Source organism: Dermatophilaceae bacterium Soc4.6 (genome assembly GCA_039889245.1).
GTDB lineage: Bacteria > Actinomycetota > Actinomycetes > Actinomycetales > Dermatophilaceae > Lapillicoccus.
Genome location: JAZGVH010000002.1, coordinates 4,697,340 through 4,717,341, shown reverse-complemented (window position 1 = coordinate 4,717,341; position 20,002 = coordinate 4,697,340). Strand labels below are relative to the sequence as shown.

General features: G+C 70.4%; 18 protein-coding genes and 1 pseudogene. 9 read left to right on the top strand and 10 right to left on the bottom strand.

All coding sequences use genetic code 11. From position 1 onward, the window contains the following. Nucleotides 1-79: 79 nt before the first annotated feature. From iolC to iolD, 5 genes are read left to right on the top strand one after another with little or no spacing between them, the layout of a single operon-like run. Nucleotides 80-1,093 carry a 5-dehydro-2-deoxygluconokinase gene (gene iolC / locus V3N99_21905; GenBank protein MEO3939374.1) on the top strand — a complete coding sequence of 338 codons (1,014 nt, stop codon included), beginning with the start codon at nucleotides 80-82 and terminating at the stop codon, nucleotides 1,091-1,093. Continuing rightward, nucleotides 1,080-2,018: a deoxyribose-phosphate aldolase gene (locus V3N99_21900; protein ID MEO3939373.1), complete on the top strand. Its 939-nt coding sequence runs from the start codon at nucleotides 1,080-1,082 to the stop codon at nucleotides 2,016-2,018. Before iolC ends, V3N99_21900 begins: the two co-directional genes overlap by 14 nt. Then, the gene (locus V3N99_21895; protein ID MEO3939372.1) at nucleotides 2,015-3,577 is read left to right on the top strand and encodes a CoA-acylating methylmalonate-semialdehyde dehydrogenase; all 1,563 of its coding nucleotides are present in this window, start codon (nucleotides 2,015-2,017) and stop codon (nucleotides 3,575-3,577) included. The genes V3N99_21900 and V3N99_21895 overlap by 4 nt, the downstream gene beginning before the upstream one ends. A 7-nt stretch (nucleotides 3,578-3,584) precedes the next feature. Further along, nucleotides 3,585-4,529, top strand: coding sequence for a 5-deoxy-glucuronate isomerase (iolB, locus tag V3N99_21890; GenBank protein MEO3939371.1), 945 nt, complete (start codon nucleotides 3,585-3,587; stop codon nucleotides 4,527-4,529). Between the two features lie 3 nt (nucleotides 4,530-4,532). Continuing rightward, complete coding sequence (iolD, locus tag V3N99_21885; GenBank protein ID MEO3939370.1) at nucleotides 4,533-6,437, top strand: 3D-(3,5/4)-trihydroxycyclohexane-1,2-dione acylhydrolase (decyclizing); 1,905 nt, start codon at nucleotides 4,533-4,535, stop codon at nucleotides 6,435-6,437. A gap of 33 nt (nucleotides 6,438-6,470) precedes the next feature. Here the strand turns inward: iolD and V3N99_21880 are convergent, their stop codons facing one another. The 5 genes from V3N99_21880 to V3N99_21860 form a co-directional block, all read right to left on the bottom strand. Beyond that, a complete protein-coding gene (locus tag V3N99_21880) occupies nucleotides 6,471-7,232 on the bottom strand; it encodes a GntR family transcriptional regulator (GenBank protein MEO3939369.1) in 762 nt (253 codons plus the stop codon). 53 nt (nucleotides 7,233-7,285) lie between these two features. After that, nucleotides 7,286-8,134, bottom strand: a complete 849-nt coding sequence (locus V3N99_21875) for an ABC transporter permease (protein ID MEO3939368.1) — start codon at nucleotides 8,132-8,134, stop codon at nucleotides 7,286-7,288. Beyond that, nucleotides 8,121-9,074, bottom strand: a complete 954-nt coding sequence (locus V3N99_21870) for an ABC transporter ATP-binding protein (protein MEO3939367.1) — start codon at nucleotides 9,072-9,074, stop codon at nucleotides 8,121-8,123. Before V3N99_21870 ends, V3N99_21875 begins: the two co-directional genes overlap by 14 nt. Further along, a complete protein-coding gene (locus tag V3N99_21865) occupies nucleotides 9,071-10,210 on the bottom strand; it encodes a sigma-E factor regulatory protein RseB domain-containing protein (protein ID MEO3939366.1) in 1,140 nt (379 codons plus the stop codon). The genes V3N99_21870 and V3N99_21865 overlap by 4 nt, the downstream gene beginning before the upstream one ends. 104 nt (nucleotides 10,211-10,314) lie before the next feature. Then, a complete protein-coding gene (locus V3N99_21860; protein ID MEO3939365.1) occupies nucleotides 10,315-12,360 on the bottom strand; it encodes a bifunctional diguanylate cyclase/phosphodiesterase in 2,046 nt (681 codons plus the stop codon). Between the two features lie 179 nt (nucleotides 12,361-12,539). On the opposite strand from V3N99_21860, the gene V3N99_21855 reads away from it, so the two are divergent. Both V3N99_21855 and V3N99_21850 read left to right on the top strand, forming a co-directional pair. Beyond that, nucleotides 12,540-14,057 carry an amino acid permease gene (locus V3N99_21855; GenBank protein MEO3939364.1) on the top strand — a complete coding sequence of 506 codons (1,518 nt, stop codon included), beginning with the start codon at nucleotides 12,540-12,542 and terminating at the stop codon, nucleotides 14,055-14,057. A 48-nt stretch (nucleotides 14,058-14,105) separates the two neighbouring features. Beyond that, nucleotides 14,106-14,336 (top strand): hypothetical protein, encoded by a 231-nt coding sequence (locus V3N99_21850; protein MEO3939363.1) that lies wholly within the window; start codon nucleotides 14,106-14,108, stop codon nucleotides 14,334-14,336. A 75-nt stretch (nucleotides 14,337-14,411) separates the two neighbouring features. On the opposite strand, the gene V3N99_21845 is transcribed toward V3N99_21850, so the two are convergent. Both V3N99_21845 and V3N99_21840 read right to left on the bottom strand, forming a co-directional pair. After that, nucleotides 14,412-15,194, bottom strand: coding sequence for an aspartate/glutamate racemase family protein (locus tag V3N99_21845; GenBank protein ID MEO3939362.1), 783 nt, complete (start codon nucleotides 15,192-15,194; stop codon nucleotides 14,412-14,414). Next, nucleotides 15,194-16,717: an NCS1 family nucleobase:cation symporter-1 gene (locus V3N99_21840; GenBank protein MEO3939361.1), complete on the bottom strand. Its 1,524-nt coding sequence runs from the start codon at nucleotides 16,715-16,717 to the stop codon at nucleotides 15,194-15,196. Before V3N99_21840 ends, V3N99_21845 begins: the two co-directional genes overlap by 1 nt. Nucleotides 16,718-17,059: 342 nt before the next feature. On the opposite strand from V3N99_21840, the gene V3N99_21835 reads away from it, so the two are divergent. Both V3N99_21835 and V3N99_21830 read left to right on the top strand, forming a co-directional pair. After that, nucleotides 17,060-17,284 carry a hypothetical protein gene (locus tag V3N99_21835; protein MEO3939360.1) on the top strand — a complete coding sequence of 75 codons (225 nt, stop codon included), beginning with the start codon at nucleotides 17,060-17,062 and terminating at the stop codon, nucleotides 17,282-17,284. Nucleotides 17,285-17,365: 81 nt separating this feature from the next. Next, entirely contained in the window at nucleotides 17,366-17,632 is a 267-nt protein-coding gene (locus V3N99_21830; GenBank protein MEO3939359.1) for a hypothetical protein, read from the top strand. A 108-nt stretch (nucleotides 17,633-17,740) separates the two neighbouring features. Here V3N99_21830 and V3N99_21825 read toward each other — a convergent pair whose 3' ends face one another. The 3 genes and pseudogenes from V3N99_21825 to V3N99_21815 all read right to left on the bottom strand — a co-directional run bounded on the left by V3N99_21825 (nucleotide 17,741) and on the right by V3N99_21815 (nucleotide 19,805). Further along, nucleotides 17,741-17,977 carry a hypothetical protein gene (locus V3N99_21825; protein ID MEO3939358.1) on the bottom strand — a complete coding sequence of 79 codons (237 nt, stop codon included), beginning with the start codon at nucleotides 17,975-17,977 and terminating at the stop codon, nucleotides 17,741-17,743. Nucleotides 17,978-18,401: 424 nt separating this feature from the next. Further along, a complete protein-coding gene (locus tag V3N99_21820; GenBank protein ID MEO3939357.1) occupies nucleotides 18,402-19,088 on the bottom strand; it encodes a GntR family transcriptional regulator in 687 nt (228 codons plus the stop codon). 265 nt (nucleotides 19,089-19,353) lie between these two features. Then, nucleotides 19,354-19,805, bottom strand: a pseudogene (locus V3N99_21815) (transposase). Nucleotides 19,806-20,002: the final 197 nt, after the last annotated feature.

The following is a 20,002-nucleotide window of genomic DNA, read 5'->3' as shown; positions in this document are numbered from 1 at the left end:
GGCGACATTGACGCGGTGGGTGGTCGTGAGGCAGCCTAGACCACATTGTTAAGACAAACTAGTCCGTCCAGGAGGACTGATGACCGCCCCCAGCCAGACGATCGAGCCTCATGAGCCGCCCGGGCCGTACGACGTGCTGACCATGGGCCGGGTGGGGGTGGACCTCTACCCGCTCCAGGACGGGGTCGGTCTCGAGGACGTGTCGACGTTCCAGAAGTACCTCGGGGGGAGCGCGGCCAACGTCGCCGTCGCGGCGGCGCAGTACGGCCGACGCACCGCCCTGGTCAGCGGGACCGGTGACGACCCGTTCGGCCGCTACGTGCGGCGCGAGCTCGTGCGGCTCGGCGTGAGCGACCGCTTCGTGCGCGTCGTGGGCGAGCACCTCACGCCGCTGACCTTCTGCGAGATCTTCCCGCCCGACGACTTCCCCCTCTACTTCTACCGCCGCCCCCAGGCCCCCGACCTGTGCCTCACCGGCGACGACGTCGACCCCGAGGCCGTGCGCACCGCACGCATCTTCTGGGCGACGGTCACGGGGCTGAGTGTGGAGCCCAGCCGCAGCGCCCACCACACCGCCTGGGCCGTGCGGGATGGAGCACCCCTGACGGTGCTCGACCTCGACTACCGCCCGATGTTCTGGTCGTCACCGGCCGACGCGTCCGCGCAGGTCGGGCTGGCCCTGGAGCACGTGACCGTGGCCGTCGGCAACCGCGAGGAGTGCGAGGTGGCCGTCGGCGAGACCGAGCCGCTGCGCGCCGCCGACGCGCTGCTCGAGCGCGGTGTCGAGCTGGCCATCGTCAAGCAGGGGCCCAAGGGGGTGCTCGCCCGCACCCGCGACGAGACGGTCGAGGTGGCTCCCTACCCCGTGCAGGTCGTCAACGGCCTCGGGGCCGGCGACGGCTTCGGGGGCGCCCTGTGCCATGGGCTGCTCGAGGGCTGGGGGCTGGAGCGGATCCTGCGCTTCGCCAACGTCGCCGGTGCGATCGTCGCCTCGCGCCGCGAGTGCTCCACGGCGATGCCCACCACCGCCGAGGTCGAGGCCGTCCTGGTCGGCGGACCCGTGTCGTCGGGAGCACCCCTTGACGTCCGCTGAGCTGCGCGCGCTGACCGCCGAGCAGCTCGAGCACCTGCGCGAGACCAGGGCCGGCGACCCGGATGCCGTGGCCGCCGCTCTGTCCGCGCGCCGTCGCCGGCCCCTGCTGCAGGGCGACCGTCGCCTCATGCTCGTGGCCGCCGACCACCCGGCGCGACACGCCCTCGGTGTCGGGGCCGACCCGATGGCGATGGCCGACCGATACCAGCTGCTCGACCGTCTTGCCGTGGCCCTGTCCCGGCCGGGGGTCGACGGCGTGCTCGGCACCCCTGACATCATCGACGACCTGGCCTTGCTGGGGCTGCTCGACGACATGGTCGTGGTCGGGTCGATGAACCGTGGCGGCCTGCGGGGTGCGACCTTCGAGATGGACGACCGCTTCACCGCCTACGACGTCGACGGCGTCGTGCGAGACGGCCTCGACGTGGCGAAGACCCTGGTGCGGGTCAACCTCGAGGACCCGGGCACCGTCGCCACTCTCGAGGCCAACGCGCGGGCCGTCGGCGCGGCCGCCGCCGCGCGGGTGCCCATCCTGCTCGAGCCGTTCATGAGCCGGTGGCAGGATGGGCGCATCGTCAACGACCTGACCCCTGATGCCGTGATCGCCTCTGTCGCCGTGGCCTCCGGCCTGGGCTCCACCTCGGCCTGGACCTGGCTGAAGCTGCCCGTGGTCGACGACATGGAGCGGGTGATGGCGAGCACCACGCTGCCGACCCTGCTGCTCGGCGGCGACCCGGCCGAGCAGGCCGACGAGACCTTCGCCGGCTGGGAGGACGCGCTGGCCCTGCCCGGGGTCCGCGGCCTCGTGGTCGGTCGCACGCTGCTCTACCCCGGCGACGGTGACGTCGCCTCCGCCGTCGACACCGCGGCGGCCCTGGTCCACTCCCCTGATACCACCGCACCCGACCCCCGAGGACGACGATGACCGACACGATTCCCACCGCCACCACCGCCACCAGCACCGCTGGCACCGCCACCACCGGTGCAGACGGCCAGCTGCCGCTGCTCCCCCACTGGGTCGACGGGCGCGAGCTGATCTCGACCTCGAGTCGCACGGCACCGGTCTACGACCCGGCGCTCGGGGTGGCCACCAAGCGGGTCCCGCTGGCCGACGACGCCGAGATCGCTGCCGCCATCGCCTCGGCCGCAGCCGCCTTCCCCGGCTGGCGCGACACCTCGCTGGCCAAGCGCCAGACCATCGTCTTCCGCTTCCGCGAGCTGCTCGACGCCCGCAAGTCAGAGCTCGCCGAGATCATCACCAGCGAGCACGGCAAGGTGCTCTCCGACGCCCTGGGCGAGATCTCGCGTGGCCAGGAGGTCGTCGAGTTCGCCACCGGCCTCGCCCACCACCTCAAGGGCGAGTACTCCGAGCAGGTCTCCACCGGCATCGACGTCTACTCCACCCGCCAGCCGCTCGGCGTCGTCGGCGTGATCTCGCCGTTCAACTTCCCCGCCATGGTGCCGATGTGGTTCTTCCCCGTCGCGATCGCGGCTGGCAACAGCGTCGTGCTCAAGCCGTCCGAGAAGGACCCGAGCGCAGCCAACTGGCTCGGCGCCCTGTGGAAGGAAGCCGGTCTGCCCGACGGCGTCTTCACCGTGCTGCACGGCGACAAGCAGGCCGTCGACGGCCTGCTCACCAGCCCGGACGTGCGGGCCATCTCCTTCGTCGGCTCCACGCCGATCGCCCGCTACGTCTACGAGACCGGCACCGCCCACGGCAAGCGCGTCCAGGCCCTCGGCGGCGCGAAGAACCACATGCTCGTGCTGCCCGACGCCGACCTCGACCTGGCCGCCGACTCGGCCATCAACGCCGGCTTCGGCTCGGCGGGCGAGCGCTGCATGGCCATCTCGGTCGTCGTGGCCGTCGACCCGGTCGGTGACGACCTCGTCGCCAAGATCACCGAGCGCATGGCCGGGCTCACGGTCGGCGACGGTCGGCGCGCCTGCGACATGGGCCCGCTCGTCACGCAGGCCCACCGCGACAAGGTCGCCTCCTACATCGACGTCGCCGACGCGGACGGCGCCACCGTCGTCGTCGACGGCCGCGGCATCGAGGTCGACGGCGACGCCGCCGGGTTCTGGCTCGGCCCGACCCTGCTGGACCACGTGCCGACGACCTCGCGCGCCTACACCGAGGAGATCTTCGGTCCGGTGCTGTCGGTGGTGCGGGTCGCGAGCTACGAGGAGGGGGTCGACCTGGTCAACTCGGGCGCCTTCGGCAACGGCACGGCCATCTTCACCAACGACGGTGGGGCGGCCCGCCGCTTCCAGAACGAGGTGCAGGTCGGCATGATCGGCATCAACGTGCCGATCCCTGTGCCCGTCGCCACCTTCTCCTTCGGTGGCTGGAGGGACTCGCTCTTCGGCGACACCAAGGCCCACGGCGCCGAGGGCGTGCGCTTCTACACGCAGGTCAAGGCGATCACGAGTCGCTGGCTCGACCCCAGCCACGCCGGCATCAACCTCGGCTTCCCCCAGAACTGAGGTCTGCGTGACGAGTTCACCGTCGAGCCCGCCGACCAACGCCTGGTTCCATCGCCGTGGCAGCCTGGTCGACGGCCCTTGGGAGAGCGTGGTCGACTCCTCGCTCGAGGGCTGGCAGCACACCGGTCTTCGGGTCGCCCAGCTCTCGTCGAGCACGGTGCTCGACCTACCGGCCGGTGACGTCGAGCGACTCGTCGTGCCCCTGTCCGGGTCGTATGCCGTGGAGCACACCAGCGGCGACGGCGCGTCCCAGCGGGTCGAGCTGGAGGGTCGGGCCGGGGTGTTCGACGGACCGAGCGACGTGCTCTACCTCGGGGTCGGCACCGCGGCGACGGTGACCGGCAGCGGGCGGGTCGCCGTCGCCGAGGCACCGGCCCACACGGCGTACCCGACCCGGCACGTGCGCCGCGACGAGGTACCGGTCGAGCTGCGAGGAGCGGGCCGCTCCAGCCGCCAGGTGCACAACTTCGGCACGCCGGCGACCCTCGACGCCAGTCGCTTCATCGTCTGCGAGGTCATCACCCCGGCCGAGAACTGGTCGTCCTACCCGCCGCACAAGCACGACACGCTGGTGCCGGGGCAGGAGTCGCGGCTGGAGGAGATCTACTACTTCGAGGCGGCCGTCACCCGGGGCGTGAGCGCCCCGCCGCAGGCCGACCCGCACGGGTGGATGCGCACCTACGGCTCGTCGGCCGGGCCGATCGACACCCTCACCGAGGTGCGCACCGGCGATGTCGCGCTCGTGCCCCACGGCTGGCACGGCCCCTGCGCCGCGGTGCCCGGCTACGACCTCTACTACCTCAACGTGATGGCCGGACCCGACCCCGAGCGGGTCTGGCAGATCAGCGACGACCCGGCCCACGGCTGGGTCCGGGCCACGTGGGACGGCCAGGAGCCCGACCCGCGCCTGCCCTACCTGCCCTCCCCCGCCACCACCCCCGACGAGAGCTGAGTGATGACCCCACGGACCCGCAGGATGACGGTGGGCCAGGCCCTCGTCGAGTTCCTCGCCCACCAGTGGAGCGTCGACGGCGGCCACCGGGAGCGCACGGTGGCCGGCACCTTCGGCATCTTCGGACACGGCAACGTCGCCGGGGTGGGACAGGCCCTCAAGCAGCTGTCGGTCGACCAGCCGGGGCTGATGCCTTATCACCAGGCCCGCAACGAGCAGGCCATGGTGCACCAGTCGGTCGCCTACTCCCGGATGCGCCGACGCCTCGGCACCTTCGCCAGCACCGCGTCGGTGGGCCCCGGGTCGACCAACATGGTCACCGGCGCCGCCCTCGCCACGTCGAACCGGCTGCCCGCGCTGATCCTGCCCAGCGACACCTTCGCGACCCGGGTCGCCGACCCGGTGCTGCAGGCGGTCGAGCTGCCCCACGACACCGGCATCACGGTCAACGACGCCTTCCGCCCGGTGTCGCGCTACTTCGACCGGGTGCAGCGGCCCGAGCAGCTCTTCTCGATCGCCCTGGCTGCGATGCGGGTGCTCACCGACCCGGTCGAGACCGGGGCCGTCACCATCTCGCTGCCCGAGGACGTGCAGGCTGAGGCGCTGGACGTGCCGGTCGAGTTCCTGCAGGACCGCGAGTGGGTGCTGCGCCGGCCGCTGCCCGAGCGGGCCGCGCTGGCTCGTGCCCTCGAGACGATCCGGGCTGCCCGACGCCCGCTGGTCGTGGCCGGCGGAGGCGTCATCTACTCCGGCGCCGAAGCGGCCCTGGCCCGCTTCGCCGAGAGCACCGGCGTGCCCGTGGCCACCACCCAGGCCGGCGGCGGGTCGCTGCCGTGGGACCATCCGCAGTATCTCGGCGGCGTCGGCGCGACCGGCTCGAGCGCGGGCAACCGGCTGGCGGCACAGGCCGACGTGGTCATCGGCATCGGCACCCGCTACAGCGACTTCACGACCGCCAGCCGCAGCGCCTTCCAGCACCCGGGCGTCGCCTTCGTCAACGTCAACGTCGCCTCGTTCGACGCCTACAAGCACGGTACGCAGGTACCGGTCGTCGCCGACGCCCGTGAGGCGCTCGACGCGCTCGGTGAGGCGCTGCAGGGGTGGCACGTCGAGTCGTCCTACAGCGTGCTCGTCGCGGCGGAGAAGCACTCCTGGGACGCGATGGTGGACGAGGCACTCGCCCCGACGGGCACGAGCCTGCTCGGCCAGCCCGAGATCATCGGCGCCGTGCAGTCCGCGAGCGACCCGACCGACGTCGTCATCCAGGCGGCGGGCTCCCTGCCGGGCGACCTGCACAAGCTGTGGCGGGTGCGCGACCCGCTGGGCTATCACGTCGAGTACGCGTTCTCCTGCATGGGTTACGAGATCGCCGCCGGCCTCGGGGTCCGGCGCGCGGCGCCCGACCGCGACGCGATCGTCATGGTCGGTGACGGGTCCTACCTCATGCTCCACACCGAGCTGCTCACCGCGGTCGCCGAGCGGATCAAGGTGATCGTGGTGCTGGTGCAGAACCACGGCTACGCCTCGATCGGGCACCTGTCCGAGACCATCGGGAGCCAGCGGTTCGGCACCCGCTACCGCTACCTCGACGAGGCGAGCGGAGGCTTCGAGGCCGGCGAGGTGCTGCCGGTCGACCTGGCGATGAACGCGCGCAGCTACGGCATCGACGTCATCGAGATCGAGCCGGGGCCGGGCGCGCGCGCGCAGCTGGTCGCCGCGGTGACGACGGCGAAGGCCTCCGGCGGGCCGACGCTCATCCACGTCACCAGCGACCCCCTGGTCTACGCCCCCGATGGCGAGGGGTGGTGGGACGTGCCGGTCGCCGAGGTGTCGACGCTCGGGTCGACGGCTGCCGCCCGGGAGGCCTACGAGCAGCAGCGGCAGGTGCAGCGACCCCTGCTGGGGTGAGCCCGACCCGGGTCGAGCCGGGGCACCTGGTCGTCAGCGGCTGACGAGGGTGACCTCGAAGGAGTAGCGGTCGGCGAGGTAGAGGTGCTGACCGAACTCCACGGCCCGACCGACGGCGTCGAACCCGGTGCGGTCGGCCGTCAGCAGCGCTGTGCCCGCGCGGACCCCGAGCAGGCGGCCCTCGGCGGCGGTGGCGGTGCGGGCACTGATCCGCTGGCGCGCCACCCGCACCGCGACCCCCCGCTCCTGCAGCAGGTCGTAGAGGCTGCGCTGCTCGAGGGCCTCGACGTCGAGGTCAGCGAGGTCGGGCGCCATGACGTTGTCGAGCAGGGCGATGGGAGCGCCCTCGGCGAGACGGATGCGGCGCAGGTGCAGCACCGGGGTGGCGACGGGCACGCCGAGGCCGACCGACTGGACGTCGTTGGCGGCGACCACCTCGTGCCCCAGCAGCGTGGTGCTCGGGTGCCGCCCCATCCGCTCGAGGTCGGCGTGCAGGCTGGTCAGCTCGGCCCCCCGCATCACGCGTCCGTGCACCACGGTGGTGCCGACGCCGGGCCGCCGCACGAGCAGACCCTTGTCGACGAGGTCCTGGATCGCCCGCCTCACCGTCGGCCTCGAGATGCGCAGCCGGTCGCTGAGCGAGACCTCGTTCTCCAGCCGAGCACCTGCCGGCAGCAGCTCGTCGCGGATCGCCTGCTCGAGCACGCTGGCCACCTGCTGGTAGACCGGCAGCGGCCCCGACCGGTCGATCCCCTGCCAGACCGAGGCCGGCAGCTCCCACTGCGCCTGGGTCATCGGTGCACCTGCCTCACGCGCGAAACCTACCAGCGGGCACGGGTGCAGGCTGATCAGCTCGTGACGTCCTTCCCGGCGAAGCGGGCCCAGGCGAGCAGGCCGAAGACCACGACGTAGGCGCCGGCGACGAGCAGGCCCTGGCGCACGGTGTCCCAGAAGGGGGGATCACGCAGCAGGTCGGCGAAGGCGGTCCAGTTGTGGACCAGGAGGTAGGGGTGCAGCCATTCCAGCTGCGGCACCGAGTCGAGGATGAAGGACAGCGTGGAGAAGATCGTCACCTCCACCGTCGCGGCGATGGGCTGCTCGGTGAGGGTGGAGACGAAGAGCCCGACGGCGGCGAGCCCCGTGAGGCAGCACGCGAGGTAGAGCATGACGAGCAGCAGCCGCCAGCAGGCGTCCCCGAAGCCGATCTGCGTGCCGGAGAGAGTCGTGAGGGGGCCCGTCCCGAAGAGCGCGATGCCGATGACCGCACCCGTGAGGCCCACGACCAGCACGCCTTCGAAGGCACCGATCGCGAGCGACAGCAGCTTGACCACCAGGAGTCGGGCCCGGCTGACCGGCACGGTGAGCAGGTAGCGCAGCGTGCCGAGGTTGGCCTCCCCGGCGATGGCGTCGCCCGCGAGGACGGCGACGGCGAGCGGCAGGAAGAGAGGCAGCTCGAGGGTCAGGGCGGCGAAGGCGACGAAGAGACCGTTGGCGGTGACCGACGAGAGGAAGTCGGGACCGCGGCCGCTCGAAGGGGCCGACGTCACCTTCACGGCGACGGCGAGCACGATGGGCACCGCCGCGAGCACGAGCAGCCCCATCTGGTTGCGACGGCGCCCGGCAATGAGGCCGAGCTCGGAGCGCAGCAGACGGGCCGCGGGACGGCGGGAAGTGGTCGTGGGGTCAGCCGCTGACATCGAAGCCCTCCCCGGTGAGCTGGACGAAGAGGTCCTCGAGGCTGGGTCGCTCGACCGTGAAGGCCCGCACCCCGACCCCGTCGTGGACCAGGGCCGCCACCACCGTCTCGGGGGCCAGGTCCCCCAGTGGCGCCCTGACCTCGTCAGCGACGGTGACGACATCGGTCAGGCCGAGACCGACCAGGACCCGGTGAGCCTCCTGCGGCTGGCCGGTGGCGACGCGAGCCACCACGGCGACGGACCCGCGCACCTGCGCAGCCGTGCCCTGGGCCACGAGACGCCCGGCGCTCATCACCCCGAGGTGGGTGCTGATCTGCTCGACCTCGGCGAGCAGGTGGCTCGAGACCAGCACGGTCGTGCCCTCGGCGGCGAGCGACCCGACGAGGTGGCGCACCTCGCGCGTCCCCTGCGGGTCGAGACCGTTGGTGGGCTCGTCGAGCACGAGCAGGTCGCGCGGCACGAGCAGCGCTCCCGCGAGGGCCAGCCGCTGGCGCATGCCGAGCGAGTAGTTGCGGTAGCGCTTGCCCGCAGCCGCGAGCAGGCCGACCCGGTCGAGCGCGGCGTCGACCCGGACCCGGGTGGTGCGGGGGTCGGCGCGCAGGTCGGCTGCGTCGAGACGCCTGAGGTTGGCGCGTCCCGACAGGTAGGGATGGAAGGCCGGGCCCTCGACGAGGCAGCCCACCCGGGCCAGGGCGGCTCCGGCATCCCGGGTCATGTCGTGGCCGAGCAGGGTGCGTGACCCGGCGGTCGGCGACACCAGCCCGAGCAGCATGCGGATCGTGGTGGTCTTACCCGAGCCGTTGGGACCGAGGAAGCCGTAGACCGCTCCGCTGGGCACGACGAGGTCGAGGCCGTCGACCGCGGTCTGGGCGCCGAAGCGCTTGGTCAGACCCGTCGTGCTGACCGCGAGCTCACCCGTCGTGACGGGTGAGGGGCTCACGAGGCTGCGAGGGCGGCATACAGCTGGGCGGGGGGCACGGCGCCGACGGCGACCCGGCCGTCGTCGGTGAGCACGGCGGAGAACAGCCGCCCGTCGAGCAGGCGCCCGGTGCCCCAAGCGCCGGAGACGCGAGGCAGAGCCGAGAGGAGGCTCTGCGCCGCGCCGTCGCTCGGGGTGCCGCTCGGCGTGACGCCCGTGGTCTGCGGGAGCCGGGCGACGAGCACCGAGCTCCAGCCGGTGCCGACGACCCGGGGCGAGGCCTTGCGCTCGGCTGCCGTGGCGACCGCCTTCGACGCGGCGGAAGGAGCCGTTGGGAAGGGCCGCTGGGTCACCGTCGTGCCGGGGGGCGGGGTGAAGGTGAAGGTCGAGGCCGGCGGCACCGCGAAGTCGACCGAGGTGTAGGCGACGTCGATGGCGGGCGTGCTGGCGCCGGTCGCGAACACCTGGGTGCGCAGGAGCACCTTGGTCTCGCTGTCAAGGGCCACGCGCACCTGGCCGACCCTCGTCGTGGTGTCGCGGGGGGTGAGCACGAGCTCGTAGGCGGAGCGTCCGGCCACGGTCGCGAGCCCCGTGGTCGTCACCTGCGTGGTCGGGCTGATGGTCGCGAGCGCACGGCTGGCCGCCTCCGCGGGAGTGCGGGGGGCGTCGGTCGGCAGGGCCCGGGGAGCCTGGCCCGCCTGCTCCGCAGGCAGGGTCGTGTGCATGGCGCTCTGGTCCTTGCTCGACCACAGCCAGACGTCGCGGCCGTTGCGCACGACGTCGGTCTCGCCCATGCCACCCATCAGGGCGACCCGCTGCGTGGTGGCGCCGCCGACCCACACCCGCCAGGTGTGGGTGCCGCTGACGATCGAGGTGAGCGAGGCGTCGCCGCTCGCTCCCCCTGCGCTCGAGAGACCCGGCAGCTGCGGCAGGCCGAGGTCGGCGGTGCTGCTCACGACGCCGGAGAGCCCGCGCACCTGACCCGACACGGCGGACGCCTGCGCGTCGACGAGCAGCTGCTGCGCGGTGAGCGTGGGCAGACCACCGTCGGCGGAGGCGGTGACCCGGCTGAGGCCCACCCCGGCCGCGAGCAGGGCGACGGCGGCCGCAGGTGCGGCCCAGCGGAGGGAGGAGCGATCGGTCAGGAGAGGTCTCACCCGTCTATTGTGACCCCGTGCCCTGTGCGGCGCCTCCCCCCGTGGTCGCACATCGGCTGTCAGACGGGACGGGCCCACGGACGCCGCCACCTCGGCCTCAGCGGTCAGAGGGAGGCCGAGACGGGGGTCATCGGACTCGCCTGCGATGCCTCGGTGTCGACGGGTGAGGCAGGTCGGGGGGCCCGGCCGAGGCCCAGCGCGTCCGGTGCTGCCGGCCGACAGAGGTAGTAGCCCTGCGCGAGGTCGCAGCCGTACTCCGCGAGCTTGGCCAACGTCCGTGCGTCCTCCACGCCCTCGGCGACGATCGACAGGCCGAGGTTGTGGCCCAGCTCGATGACGCTGTGGACGATCATGTCGTCGCTGCCGCCCTCGGCCATGGTCATGACGAAGGACTTGTCGATCTTGAGCTCGCTGACCGGCAGCGTCTTGAGCTGGCCGAGACTGGTGTAGCCGGCGCCGAAGTCGTCGATCGAGATACGCACCCCGAGGGCGGACAGCTCCTCGAGCAGCCGCTGGGCGCGGACGGGCTCGGTCATCAGGGCCGACTCGGTGACTTCGAGCACGAGCAGGTCGGCAGCGACGCCGTGTCGGGCGAGGAGCTCCTCGACGACCGCTGGCAGGTGCTCGTCGAGCAGGTTCCGAGCCGAGAGGTTCACCGAGACCGTCACGGACTGCCCCGCGTCGGACCACCGGCGCGACTGAGCCAGGGCCAGGTCCAGGACCCGTCGGCTCAGGGCTCCGATGAGGCCGGTGTGCTCAGCCATGGGGATGAAGTCGTCGGGGAAGACCAGGCCCCGCTCCGGATGCTGCCAGCGGACTAACGCCTCGAAACCGATGACGTCACCGGTGTCCAGGCCGATCTTGGGCTGGTAGTGCAGCACCAGCTCGTCGTTCTCCAGCGCCCGTCGCAGGTCACCCAGCAGGGACAGCTTCTCCGGGGTGTGGCCGTCGAGGTCGGGGTCGTAGATCGACACGCCGGCGCTTTGGGCCTTCGCGACGTACATGGCGATGTCGGCGTGCTGCAGCAGGATGCTGGCGTCATCGCCGTGCTCGCCGGAGACGACCACCCCCACGCTCGCCTCGACGTCGAGGTCGACTCCGAGGACGTGGAACGGGGTCTGGAGGGCTGCCTGGAGCTTCGTGGCGATCGCGACGGCGTCCTCGACCGTGCGGATGTCCGGCAGGAGTACCGCGAACTCGTCACCACCCAGTCGGGCCACGGTGTCCACCTCGCGCAGTGCGGCAGTCAGACGCGGCCCGATCTGCGCCAGGAGCTCGTCGCCGTAGTGGTGGCCGAAGGTGTCGTTGACCTCCTTGAACCGGTCGAGGTCGATGAGCAGCATCCCGGTCCTCGTGCCGCTGCGTGCGTCGGAGCGCAGCGCCTGGCCGAAGCGGTCGGCCAGCAGGGTCCGGTTGGGCAGCTTGGTGAGAGCGTCGTGCAACGAGTCGTGCACCGCCTGCGCCCGCTCGGCACCGAGCAACCGTTGGTGCCCACGGGTCACCTTCGCGAGGGCAGCAACCAGCAGGAGGCCGAGGAGGAACACCATGGGGGTGAAGAGCCGGGTCACCATCTCCAGACGCTGCAGGGCACCCATCTGGTGCAGCGACTCCACGTGCATCTTCTGGGCCGCATCGAGGACGGATGCCTCGATGGTCCCGAAGGACGGGTCGACCTCGTCGGTGTCGACCCGGTTGGCGGCAGCGGTGTCGGCGCGGTCGGTCGCGCTGAACAGCCGCACGATCGCCGCGAGGTACTTCGTGTGCAGCGCCAGGACACCGTCGACGAGTGAGCGGTCGTGGTCGCTGCCGTCCCGACGGACGCTCTCCAGTGCGGCGACGAAGCGAGCGGCGGCCGCGTCGTACTTCAGCTGCACGTCCGGGCCGGGCTCCAGACGGTACTTGCGCTCCAGGGACTCCTCGGCGCCGACGGCGCTGGCCGCCTCGGAGTAGTCGTCCGAGAGCAGGCTCGCGCTGACCGCCCGGTCGACGGCTGCACTCGTCGCCTGAGACGACCACACGGCGAAGGCGCTGACGGCGAGCAGGACCACCACCAGCGCGATGCTGGCGAGTCTGCTGCGCCGGCCCACACGGACCTCAGCGTGCTCGGCGCTGGGCACCGCCACCTGCTGGGGACTTCCACTCGTCGTCATCGCGTTCCTCATCGTCGTTTCCCCTCGCGCGACAGCAGCCGCACCTGCGGTATCGGCAAGAAGATGCCGGGCCTTCGTGGAACGCTCCATCGCAGAGGACTACCGTGGGCGCACGCCGGGAGGCGCGGCAGAACCGGGTGGGCTGCGTGGGCCTCCACCCTGCCCCGAAAGGTTGCGCCATGCCTGGAGAACCCTCCGTCGACCACGTCCCGAAGAAGCGGCTCGACGACGCTGAGCACCTGCGCGTGCTGGGATACGACGACTCGTTCAGACGCTCGATGTCCCTGTGGGCGAACTTCGCCCTCGGCTTCACCTATCTCTCACCGCTGGTGGGCGTCTACTCCCTCTTTGCGCTCGCCCTGAGCACCGGTGGCCCGCCGTCGATCTTCTGGCTCGCCATCGTCGGGTCCGGGCAGCTGCTGGTGTCACTGGTCTTCGGCGAAGTGGTGTCCCAGTATCCGATCGCCGGCGGCATCTACCCGTGGACGAGACGCCTGTGGGGAAAGCGCTACGCCTGGATGGCCGCCTGGGTTTATGTCTGGGCGATGCTCGTCACCATCACGGCGGTCGCCGAGTTCGGGACCGGTTTCCTCGCCAGCCTGCTTGGCGTCGAGGTCACGGACACCACCACCCTCGGGCTCTCCGTCGTCTTCCTCGTCGTCGCCTTCGCGCTGAACTTCTCGGGGACGACCACGCTCGCGCGCGTCGCCCGGATCGGCCTGGCGGCCGAGCTCATCGGTGTGATCGGCCTCGGTCTCTACCTGCTGGCGTTCGAGCGCAAGCAGGGCTTCGGCGTGTTCGTCGACTCCATGGGGGTCCAGGGCGACGGCAGCTACGCCGCCGCGTTCCTCGGCGCAGCCCTGGCCGGCCTCTTCCTGTTCTACGGGTTCGAGGCGTGCGGCGACGTGGCGGAGGAGGTCGAGGACCCGGCCCGTCGCATACCGACCGCGATGATCATGACCATCCTCGTCGGTGGGGTGTCGGCGCTGTTCTCGTTCGGCGGCTACGTGATGGCGGCCCCCGACCTGCAGGCCGTCGTCAGCGGGACGGACGGTGATCCCATCCCGGCGATCCTCGAGTCGTCACTCGGCACGGTGGGGGCGAAGATCTTCCTCGTGGTCGCCCTGACGGCCTTCCTGTCCTGCGTGCTCAGCCTGCAAGCCGCTGCCAGTCGCCTGCTCTTCTCCTTCGCGCGGGATGGCATGCTGCCGGGCCACGCGTGGCTGGCCCAGGTCAGCCACCGGACCGCGGTGCCCGTCAATGCGCTGATCGTGGCCTGCGCCATCCCACTCGTGCTCTGCCTGCTGATCTACGTCGGCGGCAGCTCTCTCCTCACCAAGATCACGGCCTTCGCCGTGATCGGCATCTACGTCGCCTTCCAGGCGGTCGTGCTGGCGGCGCTCCGCCAGCGCATCAAGGGGTGGAAACCTGCGGGACCCTTCAGCCTGGGCAGGGCTGGCGTCGTCGTGAACGTCGTCGCGCTCGCCTACGGGGTCTTCGCGATCGTCCTGCTGGCGCGGCCGGGGACCACGGGAGTGTTCCTCGACGACTGGATCGTGCTGGTCGGGCTCGCGGTCGTGGTGGGCAGCGGCCTGCTTTACCTGTTCATCGCTCACCCGCACAGCTCGTCGCACGCACCCGAGGGTGACGCCATCGAGATCGCCCGGCTGATCCGAGAGCACCCCAGCACGCGGTGAGTCCGGTCCGCGGCGCTGGTCGAGCGATGACCGCTGGCTCCAGGCTGGATGTTCGGCAACCTGCTTGGCGTGCTCGTCGCCGGCGGTGTTGCAGGTGATGTCGACGGTGACGCTCTCGTGGTGGACTCGATGACGTCGAGCGCGGCGACCTCCGAGCTGGCGGCCGCCGCAGCCGCCGCCAGCTCGGAGGTCGCGGTGAACCCGACGGGGGCTGAGACCCCGCATGGTGATGGCATGGCCTGGGGTCGGCCGCGTCAATTGCTCTGTCCTCTCGGGTGAAGACCGGCAGACCCCTGTGCGGATCTGACGTTCGGTGCAGCCTCACGTGACTGCGGTTGGGCGGTATAGGCGCCGTCAGTGAGCCCGAACGGGCGCCGCACTCTCGCGGGCTCGTCGGACCGTGCCGCCGAGCCCGAAGCCGGCCAGCAAGCCCTCGTAGGTCTTGGGTGGTGGGGCGGCGAACTCCTCGACCGTGCTGGTGCGCAGGCCCAGCGTCACGAGTCCTTGGACGGTGACCGTCGCTGCGGCGACGCCGTCAACGACCGGGACGCCGATCGCCTCCGAGATGTGCGCGCACAGGTCCGCCATCCCGGCGCAGCCCAGGACGATGACGTCGGACTCGTCGCGCTCGAGGGCCTCACGGCAGGCCCGCGTGATGCGCTCACGGGCATCGGGTGACGTCTCGAGCTCGAGCACCGGGATCTCGCACGCGTACACGCCGCGACAGGCGGTGGAGACGCCGTAGGTCTCGGCGAGGTCCCACGCCCGGCCGCGAGTGCGACCCAGCGTGGTGACGACGCTGAAGGAACGTCCGAGGTAGGTCGCAGTGCGCATCGCCGCCTCGGCGATGCCGACCACCGGGCCACGGGCCAGCTCGCGTGCCGCCTCCATGCCCGGGTCACCGAAGCACGCGATCACGTAGCCGTCGGCGCCCTCCGCCTCGCCCCTGGCGACTTCGGCGAGGATGCCGGGGACGGCCAGGGCCTCGTCGTAGTGGCTCTCGATCGAGACCGGGCCCATCGTGGGGGAGACCGCTTCGATGACCACGTCCGCTCCGGCGACGGATCGGGCGCTCTCCCCGATCAGCTTCGTCATCGACCAGGTCGTGTTGGGGTTGATCACCCGGATCCGCATCATCAGCCAACCACCACGTCGTCGCCGCTGCGCAGGTCCATCATCGTGTCGATTCCGGCACGGCGGGCGAGCACGTAGTAGACAACGAGCCCGAGACCGCAGCCGATGAACCAGCTGTAGTCGTTGGCCCGGTTCATACCGGGGACGAAGACACAGGCGATCGCGATGACGGCGGCGATGGCGGTGGCGGCGACCGCGGCCGGGTTGAATCCCCGGGTGTAGTGGTAGATACCTGACTCGTCCATGGTGAACAGGTCGTCGATGGCGACCTTCTGCTTGTGGATGAGGTAGTAGTGACAGATAAGGACCCCGAACAGCGGTCCGATGAACGCACCGAGTGTGTCGAGCGTGTAGTGGATGGTGTCCGGGTTCTTGTAGAGGTTCCACGGCGTGATGAGCACCGACCCGACGGCCGCGATCATGCCACCGGTGCGCCAGCTGATCTTCTGCGGGTTGACGTGGGAGAAGTCGAACGCGGGGGAGACGAAGTTCGCGACGATGTTGATGCCGATGGTCGCCGTAGCGAAGGTCAGCGCGGCCAGGACGATGGCGAACGTGCTGTCCATCTTGCCCACGGTCTTGACCGGGTCGGTGATCAGCTCGCCGTAGACCGGGAGGGTGGCGGCAGCCGTCAGGACGGTCAGGACCGAGAACATCGTGAAGTTGACCGGTAGGCCCCAGAAGTTGCCCTTCTTGACGGCCTCGAAGCTCTCGCTGTAACGCGAGAAGTCACCGAAGTTCAGCATCGGCCCGGAGAAGTACGACACGACCAGTGCGGTGGCGGCGAACATGGTGGAGATCACCGCGGTCCCGGTCAGGTGCTTGCTCGACAGGTCGAGGTTGATTTGGAACTTGGCCTGGACGAGCAGGTAGCCGCACAGGAGGATCATGACGACGTAGACCGCCGGCCCGCAGAAGTCGATGAACTTGCGGATCGTGTCCATGCCGGTCCAGAAGACGGCTGCCTGCAGCACCCAGAGGATCGCGAAGGTGACGTAGCCGAGGGCCGAGAGACCGAGGAACCCGTGCTGGGCCACGTCGCCGTAGGAGGCGGCCGACGGCCACAGGCGCACCACGAGGATGTCCAGTGCGGCGGACGCCAGATAGGTCTGGATGCCGTACCAGGCCACCGCGATGAGGCCGCGGATGATCGCCGGGATGTTGGCTCCGACGACTCCGAAGACGGACCGACAGATCACCGGGAAAGGGACGCCGGTTCGCTGGCTGGGCTTGGCCACCAGATTGGTGAAGAAGAGCACGATCGAGATCCCGGCGATGAGGCAGATGAAGACCTGCCAGCTGGTCAGTCCGAGGGCAAAGAGGCTGCCGGCCGTGACGTACCCGCCGACACTGTGCACGTCCGACATCCAGAAGGCGAAGATGTTGTACCAGGTCCAGTTCTGGTCCCGAAGTGGTGCGAGGTCGTCGTTCGTGAGCCGGGGGTGGTAACCCGGCTTGATGACGCCGACGCCGGCCGGGTGCTCCGCGCTGGGGGGAGCTGGTGCGTCTATGATCGTATCGCTCATGGTGGGCACTCCTTCGTTGATCGGGCTGTGCCTGGTGGCACCCCCGAGCTGTGGCCCGACGCTAGTCCCGAAGTGGTTTTTGAGAATAGACCCGTGCGCGTATATCCGAGATATATGACCCCACCTGCATGAATAAATGGGCCCTGTTCGGCCCGGATCCACCGACGCTGATTCCGCAGCGGGTGCTGACTCTGCCGGCTGCTGATCCTCACTGCCTGGGACGAACACGTGGTGGAGCCCCCGGTCTGTCCGGCTCTTCCACTCCGCCCAGGGCCAGCTCGTCGGTAGGTGCAGCGTGAGTCGGCGGGCCGACGACGCGACCCGGGCGGGTACCGCGATCAGATGGGTCCGCAGGTGGTCCGCCGGGCTTTGGCGTGGCGGGTCGAGGCGGCCACCCCGGAGACGCGCAGGAGGTTGAACGCGACGCAGGCCAGCGCCAGCCAGGCCGCGCTCGCGTCGAACTTCCGCGGCGGGGCGTGGGCGAGGGCCCCGGTCTACAGCTCGGCATTCGACCTGCTCGACGACGGCGTGGTCGCGGTGGGTCTCGTCCGCGGCGATAGCGGTTGATTCGACTTGGGTGACGAAGCTGTGGTGGCGCCAGCTGGCGGACAGCTCTTGACCTGTAGCGGAAGCGGCCTTGTTGAGGCGTTGGACGCGGCGGACCACGAGCCGGCAGGGCAGGTGCTGGGCCTTCCGGGCGGGCGCGAACGCGGCGAAGTGCGTCTCGGCGACCTGCGCTTCGGAGATCCACCGATTCTCGTCCTCGTCCCAGATCGCCCGCGGGTACTGGTCGTGATCCATGCCCCGTCGGGGATGACCGCGATCGCCCGCGCCACGCCGGAATTCATCCGCACGGTGACCGAGAACCACGCCTTGGCCTTGAGGGCGGCGGTGGTGGTCAGGTCGCGACGGTAGTACCCGGAGTCGGCGCGGACCATCACCTGCCCGCCCGCCCCGGCCCGGCGGGCGGTCGCCACGGCGTCCCCGGCCAGCTTCACGCCCTGCCCGAAGATCGTGTTGCCCTTACGCAGCCGGGAGCCGGCGATGAGCGGGGCGCGCGTCGGCGACGCCTACTGGCGCGTTCAGACCCTTCACACCGGAGCATTCGTACGCGACGCCCTGCCTCTGGTACCCGTGGACCTCACGGATCGTGTCGTCGATGTCCACGGACGCCATCGCCTCGGTCCCGGACAGCAGCCGCGCCACTACGCCCGTCAGCCCAGCCAACACCCGGGAGGAGTCCGCGTCGAGCTGCTTCACCTGCCCGAACTCGAACGCCCGCAGAACGTCCCAACCGTCGACGGCGCCCGCGCCCCGTGACGACCTTGCTCAGTCCGCCCTGGCGCAGGACGTCGAGGTCGTCGATGCTGTCAGCGCCCGCGATCATCCTCACGACCACACACCCCGCCTTGGTTGCCGCGTTCGGCGACGGCACGTTAACCGCTCCTGAAGCGACTGCTGCAACCCGGCCTGCTGCGTCAAACCGCAGCACCGGGACCAGCCCCGCCGCACCGATCAGGTTGGGGTCATCGAACTTCGTGCTGATCGTGTGGAGTGCTTGCATCTCTCGGATGCCCCTTAGTGCCGTTTCACTCGGACTGTCGAAGACCCAATTCCTCCGCCCCACAAGGGCATTCGCGTATCACGACCCGCCGCTGCTGCTAGATCATCGGAGGATCAGGGTTCAGGCATCGTCGACGGCTCGCTCGAGCCGCTTGTAGTGCTTGCGGGAGCGTCGCACCAGCTCGTCCGCGTCGCGCGCGACGAACGCCGCCAGCATGGCGGAGTGGTCCGCGTACATGCGCTCCCGGTCGACGGTGGACACCGCAGCCATGGGTTGGGCAGGATCAGTGACGTTCCACGCCAGCTCGAACATGTGGAGCAGGCGCTGCATACCAGACGGCTTGAGGAGAGCGAGATGGAACCGTCGGCTGTCACGGTGATACGCCCGGTAGTCCTCGGCCACGAGCTCAGCGGCCAGCGCCTCGTGGATCGCCACGGCGGCAGCGTCGTCGGCGGCATTCGCCCTGGCGACGGCAGACCGCAGGCCTGCAGCCTCGAGGACCTCACGGATCACGTAGAACTCGCGGAGCTCGTCACGAGTGAGCTGGGCGACGCGGTAACCGCCACGGGGCACATGGTCGACCAGCCCCTCACCGATCAAGGTCTTCAATGACTCGCGCACCGGGATGACACTCACCGCAAAGAACTGCGCGACCGCTTCGAGCGGAATGGACGTGCCTGGCGGTGCGTCTCCAGTCAGGATCACCCGACGCAGTTCTTGAAGGATCTCCTGCTGCCCGCAGGGTTGTCCGGGACTGACGGATACCAGCCGTTCAATGAGCCCGGACTGCGACGATGCTCCGGCCACGGCAACCTCCTCGACTCGGCGTGCCGACACACCTTGGCACTTAGTGGGTCACCCTCGCACGTTTCTCTCACCGAGGAGGGACGTTCCCGATCACCACCATGTTCAGCGGTGCCCGGGCACCCCGTTTGCCCCCGGCGTCGGCTCTCAGGCACAGGCACCTCCTGCGACCGCTCCTGTTGGACGGCTGCAGATTGTTATGTCCAGCAGGCACAATCACTGACCGATCCAGTGCATCGACGACGTCAACGACACCCAACAGGGGCCTCAAGGTCACGATGCTGTTCGTCGTGTGGATGACCTTGCGCGGGGCCGGGCCGAACGCGAGGAACGGGGTGAACCGGTCCCAGGCGTTCTCCCAGGTCGCGACCGCGGCGGGGTACTTCCTGCCCCAGGTCGAGTCGCCGAAGGCGGCCATCGCCATACGTGCGGCGTCCTCGTCGGGGGCGGTGTAGATCGGGCGCAGCATCGCGGCGACGGCATTCCTGTCGGCGTAGGCCACGAACCGCATGGACGCCCGGATCAGGTGCACGACACACGTCTGGACCATCACCCTCGGCCAGTCGCCTCGATCGCTTCGGGGAACCCGTTCAGGCCGTCGCAGCACACGATGAGGACGTCCAGGTCGACCCCGACCGCCATGTGCGCGGACCGGTTGGACACGTGCGCGCCGTCGCGGATCTTCACCACCAACGCGTCGGGGTAGATCACGGGTAGAACGCCTCGAGGGGGCGGGACTGCCCTCGGTGACCTCGTCCGCGACGGCGTGGCGTCGGTAGACATGGGTGGACAGGTACAGCAGGACGTGGTGCCGTCTGGCGGACAGGCTCGCTGTGCTCCTGGTCGCACACGAAGGTGTGTGTCACCCCTGGGACCGCCGAGCACAGACGACCTGAACGTCGGTGGGGACGTCGTGA

What these genes read in the sequence shown, in the direction of transcription:
- iolC (MEO3939374.1), top strand. Translation starts at nt 80, where the DNA reads ATGACCGCCCCCAGCCAGACGATCGAGCCTCATGAGCCGCCCGGGCCG.
- V3N99_21895 (MEO3939372.1), top strand. Translation starts at nt 2,015, where the DNA reads ATGACCGACACGATTCCCACCGCCACCACCGCCACCAGCACCGCTGGC.
- iolD (MEO3939370.1), top strand. Translation starts at nt 4,533, where the DNA reads ATGACCCCACGGACCCGCAGGATGACGGTGGGCCAGGCCCTCGTCGAG.
- V3N99_21880 (MEO3939369.1), bottom strand. Translation starts at nt 7,232, where the DNA reads ATGACCCAGGCGCAGTGGGAGCTGCCGGCCTCGGTCTGGCAGGGGATC.
- V3N99_21875 (MEO3939368.1), bottom strand. Translation starts at nt 8,134, where the DNA reads ATGTCAGCGGCTGACCCCACGACCACTTCCCGCCGTCCCGCGGCCCGT.
- V3N99_21860 (MEO3939365.1), bottom strand. Translation starts at nt 12,360, where the DNA reads ATGACGACGAGTGGAAGTCCCCAGCAGGTGGCGGTGCCCAGCGCCGAG.
- V3N99_21855 (MEO3939364.1), top strand. Translation starts at nt 12,540, where the DNA reads ATGCCTGGAGAACCCTCCGTCGACCACGTCCCGAAGAAGCGGCTCGAC.
- V3N99_21850 (MEO3939363.1), top strand. Translation starts at nt 14,106, where the DNA reads ATGTTCGGCAACCTGCTTGGCGTGCTCGTCGCCGGCGGTGTTGCAGGT.
- V3N99_21845 (MEO3939362.1), bottom strand. Translation starts at nt 15,194, where the DNA reads ATGATGCGGATCCGGGTGATCAACCCCAACACGACCTGGTCGATGACG.
- V3N99_21840 (MEO3939361.1), bottom strand. Translation starts at nt 16,717, where the DNA reads ATGAGCGATACGATCATAGACGCACCAGCTCCCCCCAGCGCGGAGCAC.
- V3N99_21835 (MEO3939360.1), top strand. Translation starts at nt 17,060, where the DNA reads ATGGGTCCGCAGGTGGTCCGCCGGGCTTTGGCGTGGCGGGTCGAGGCG.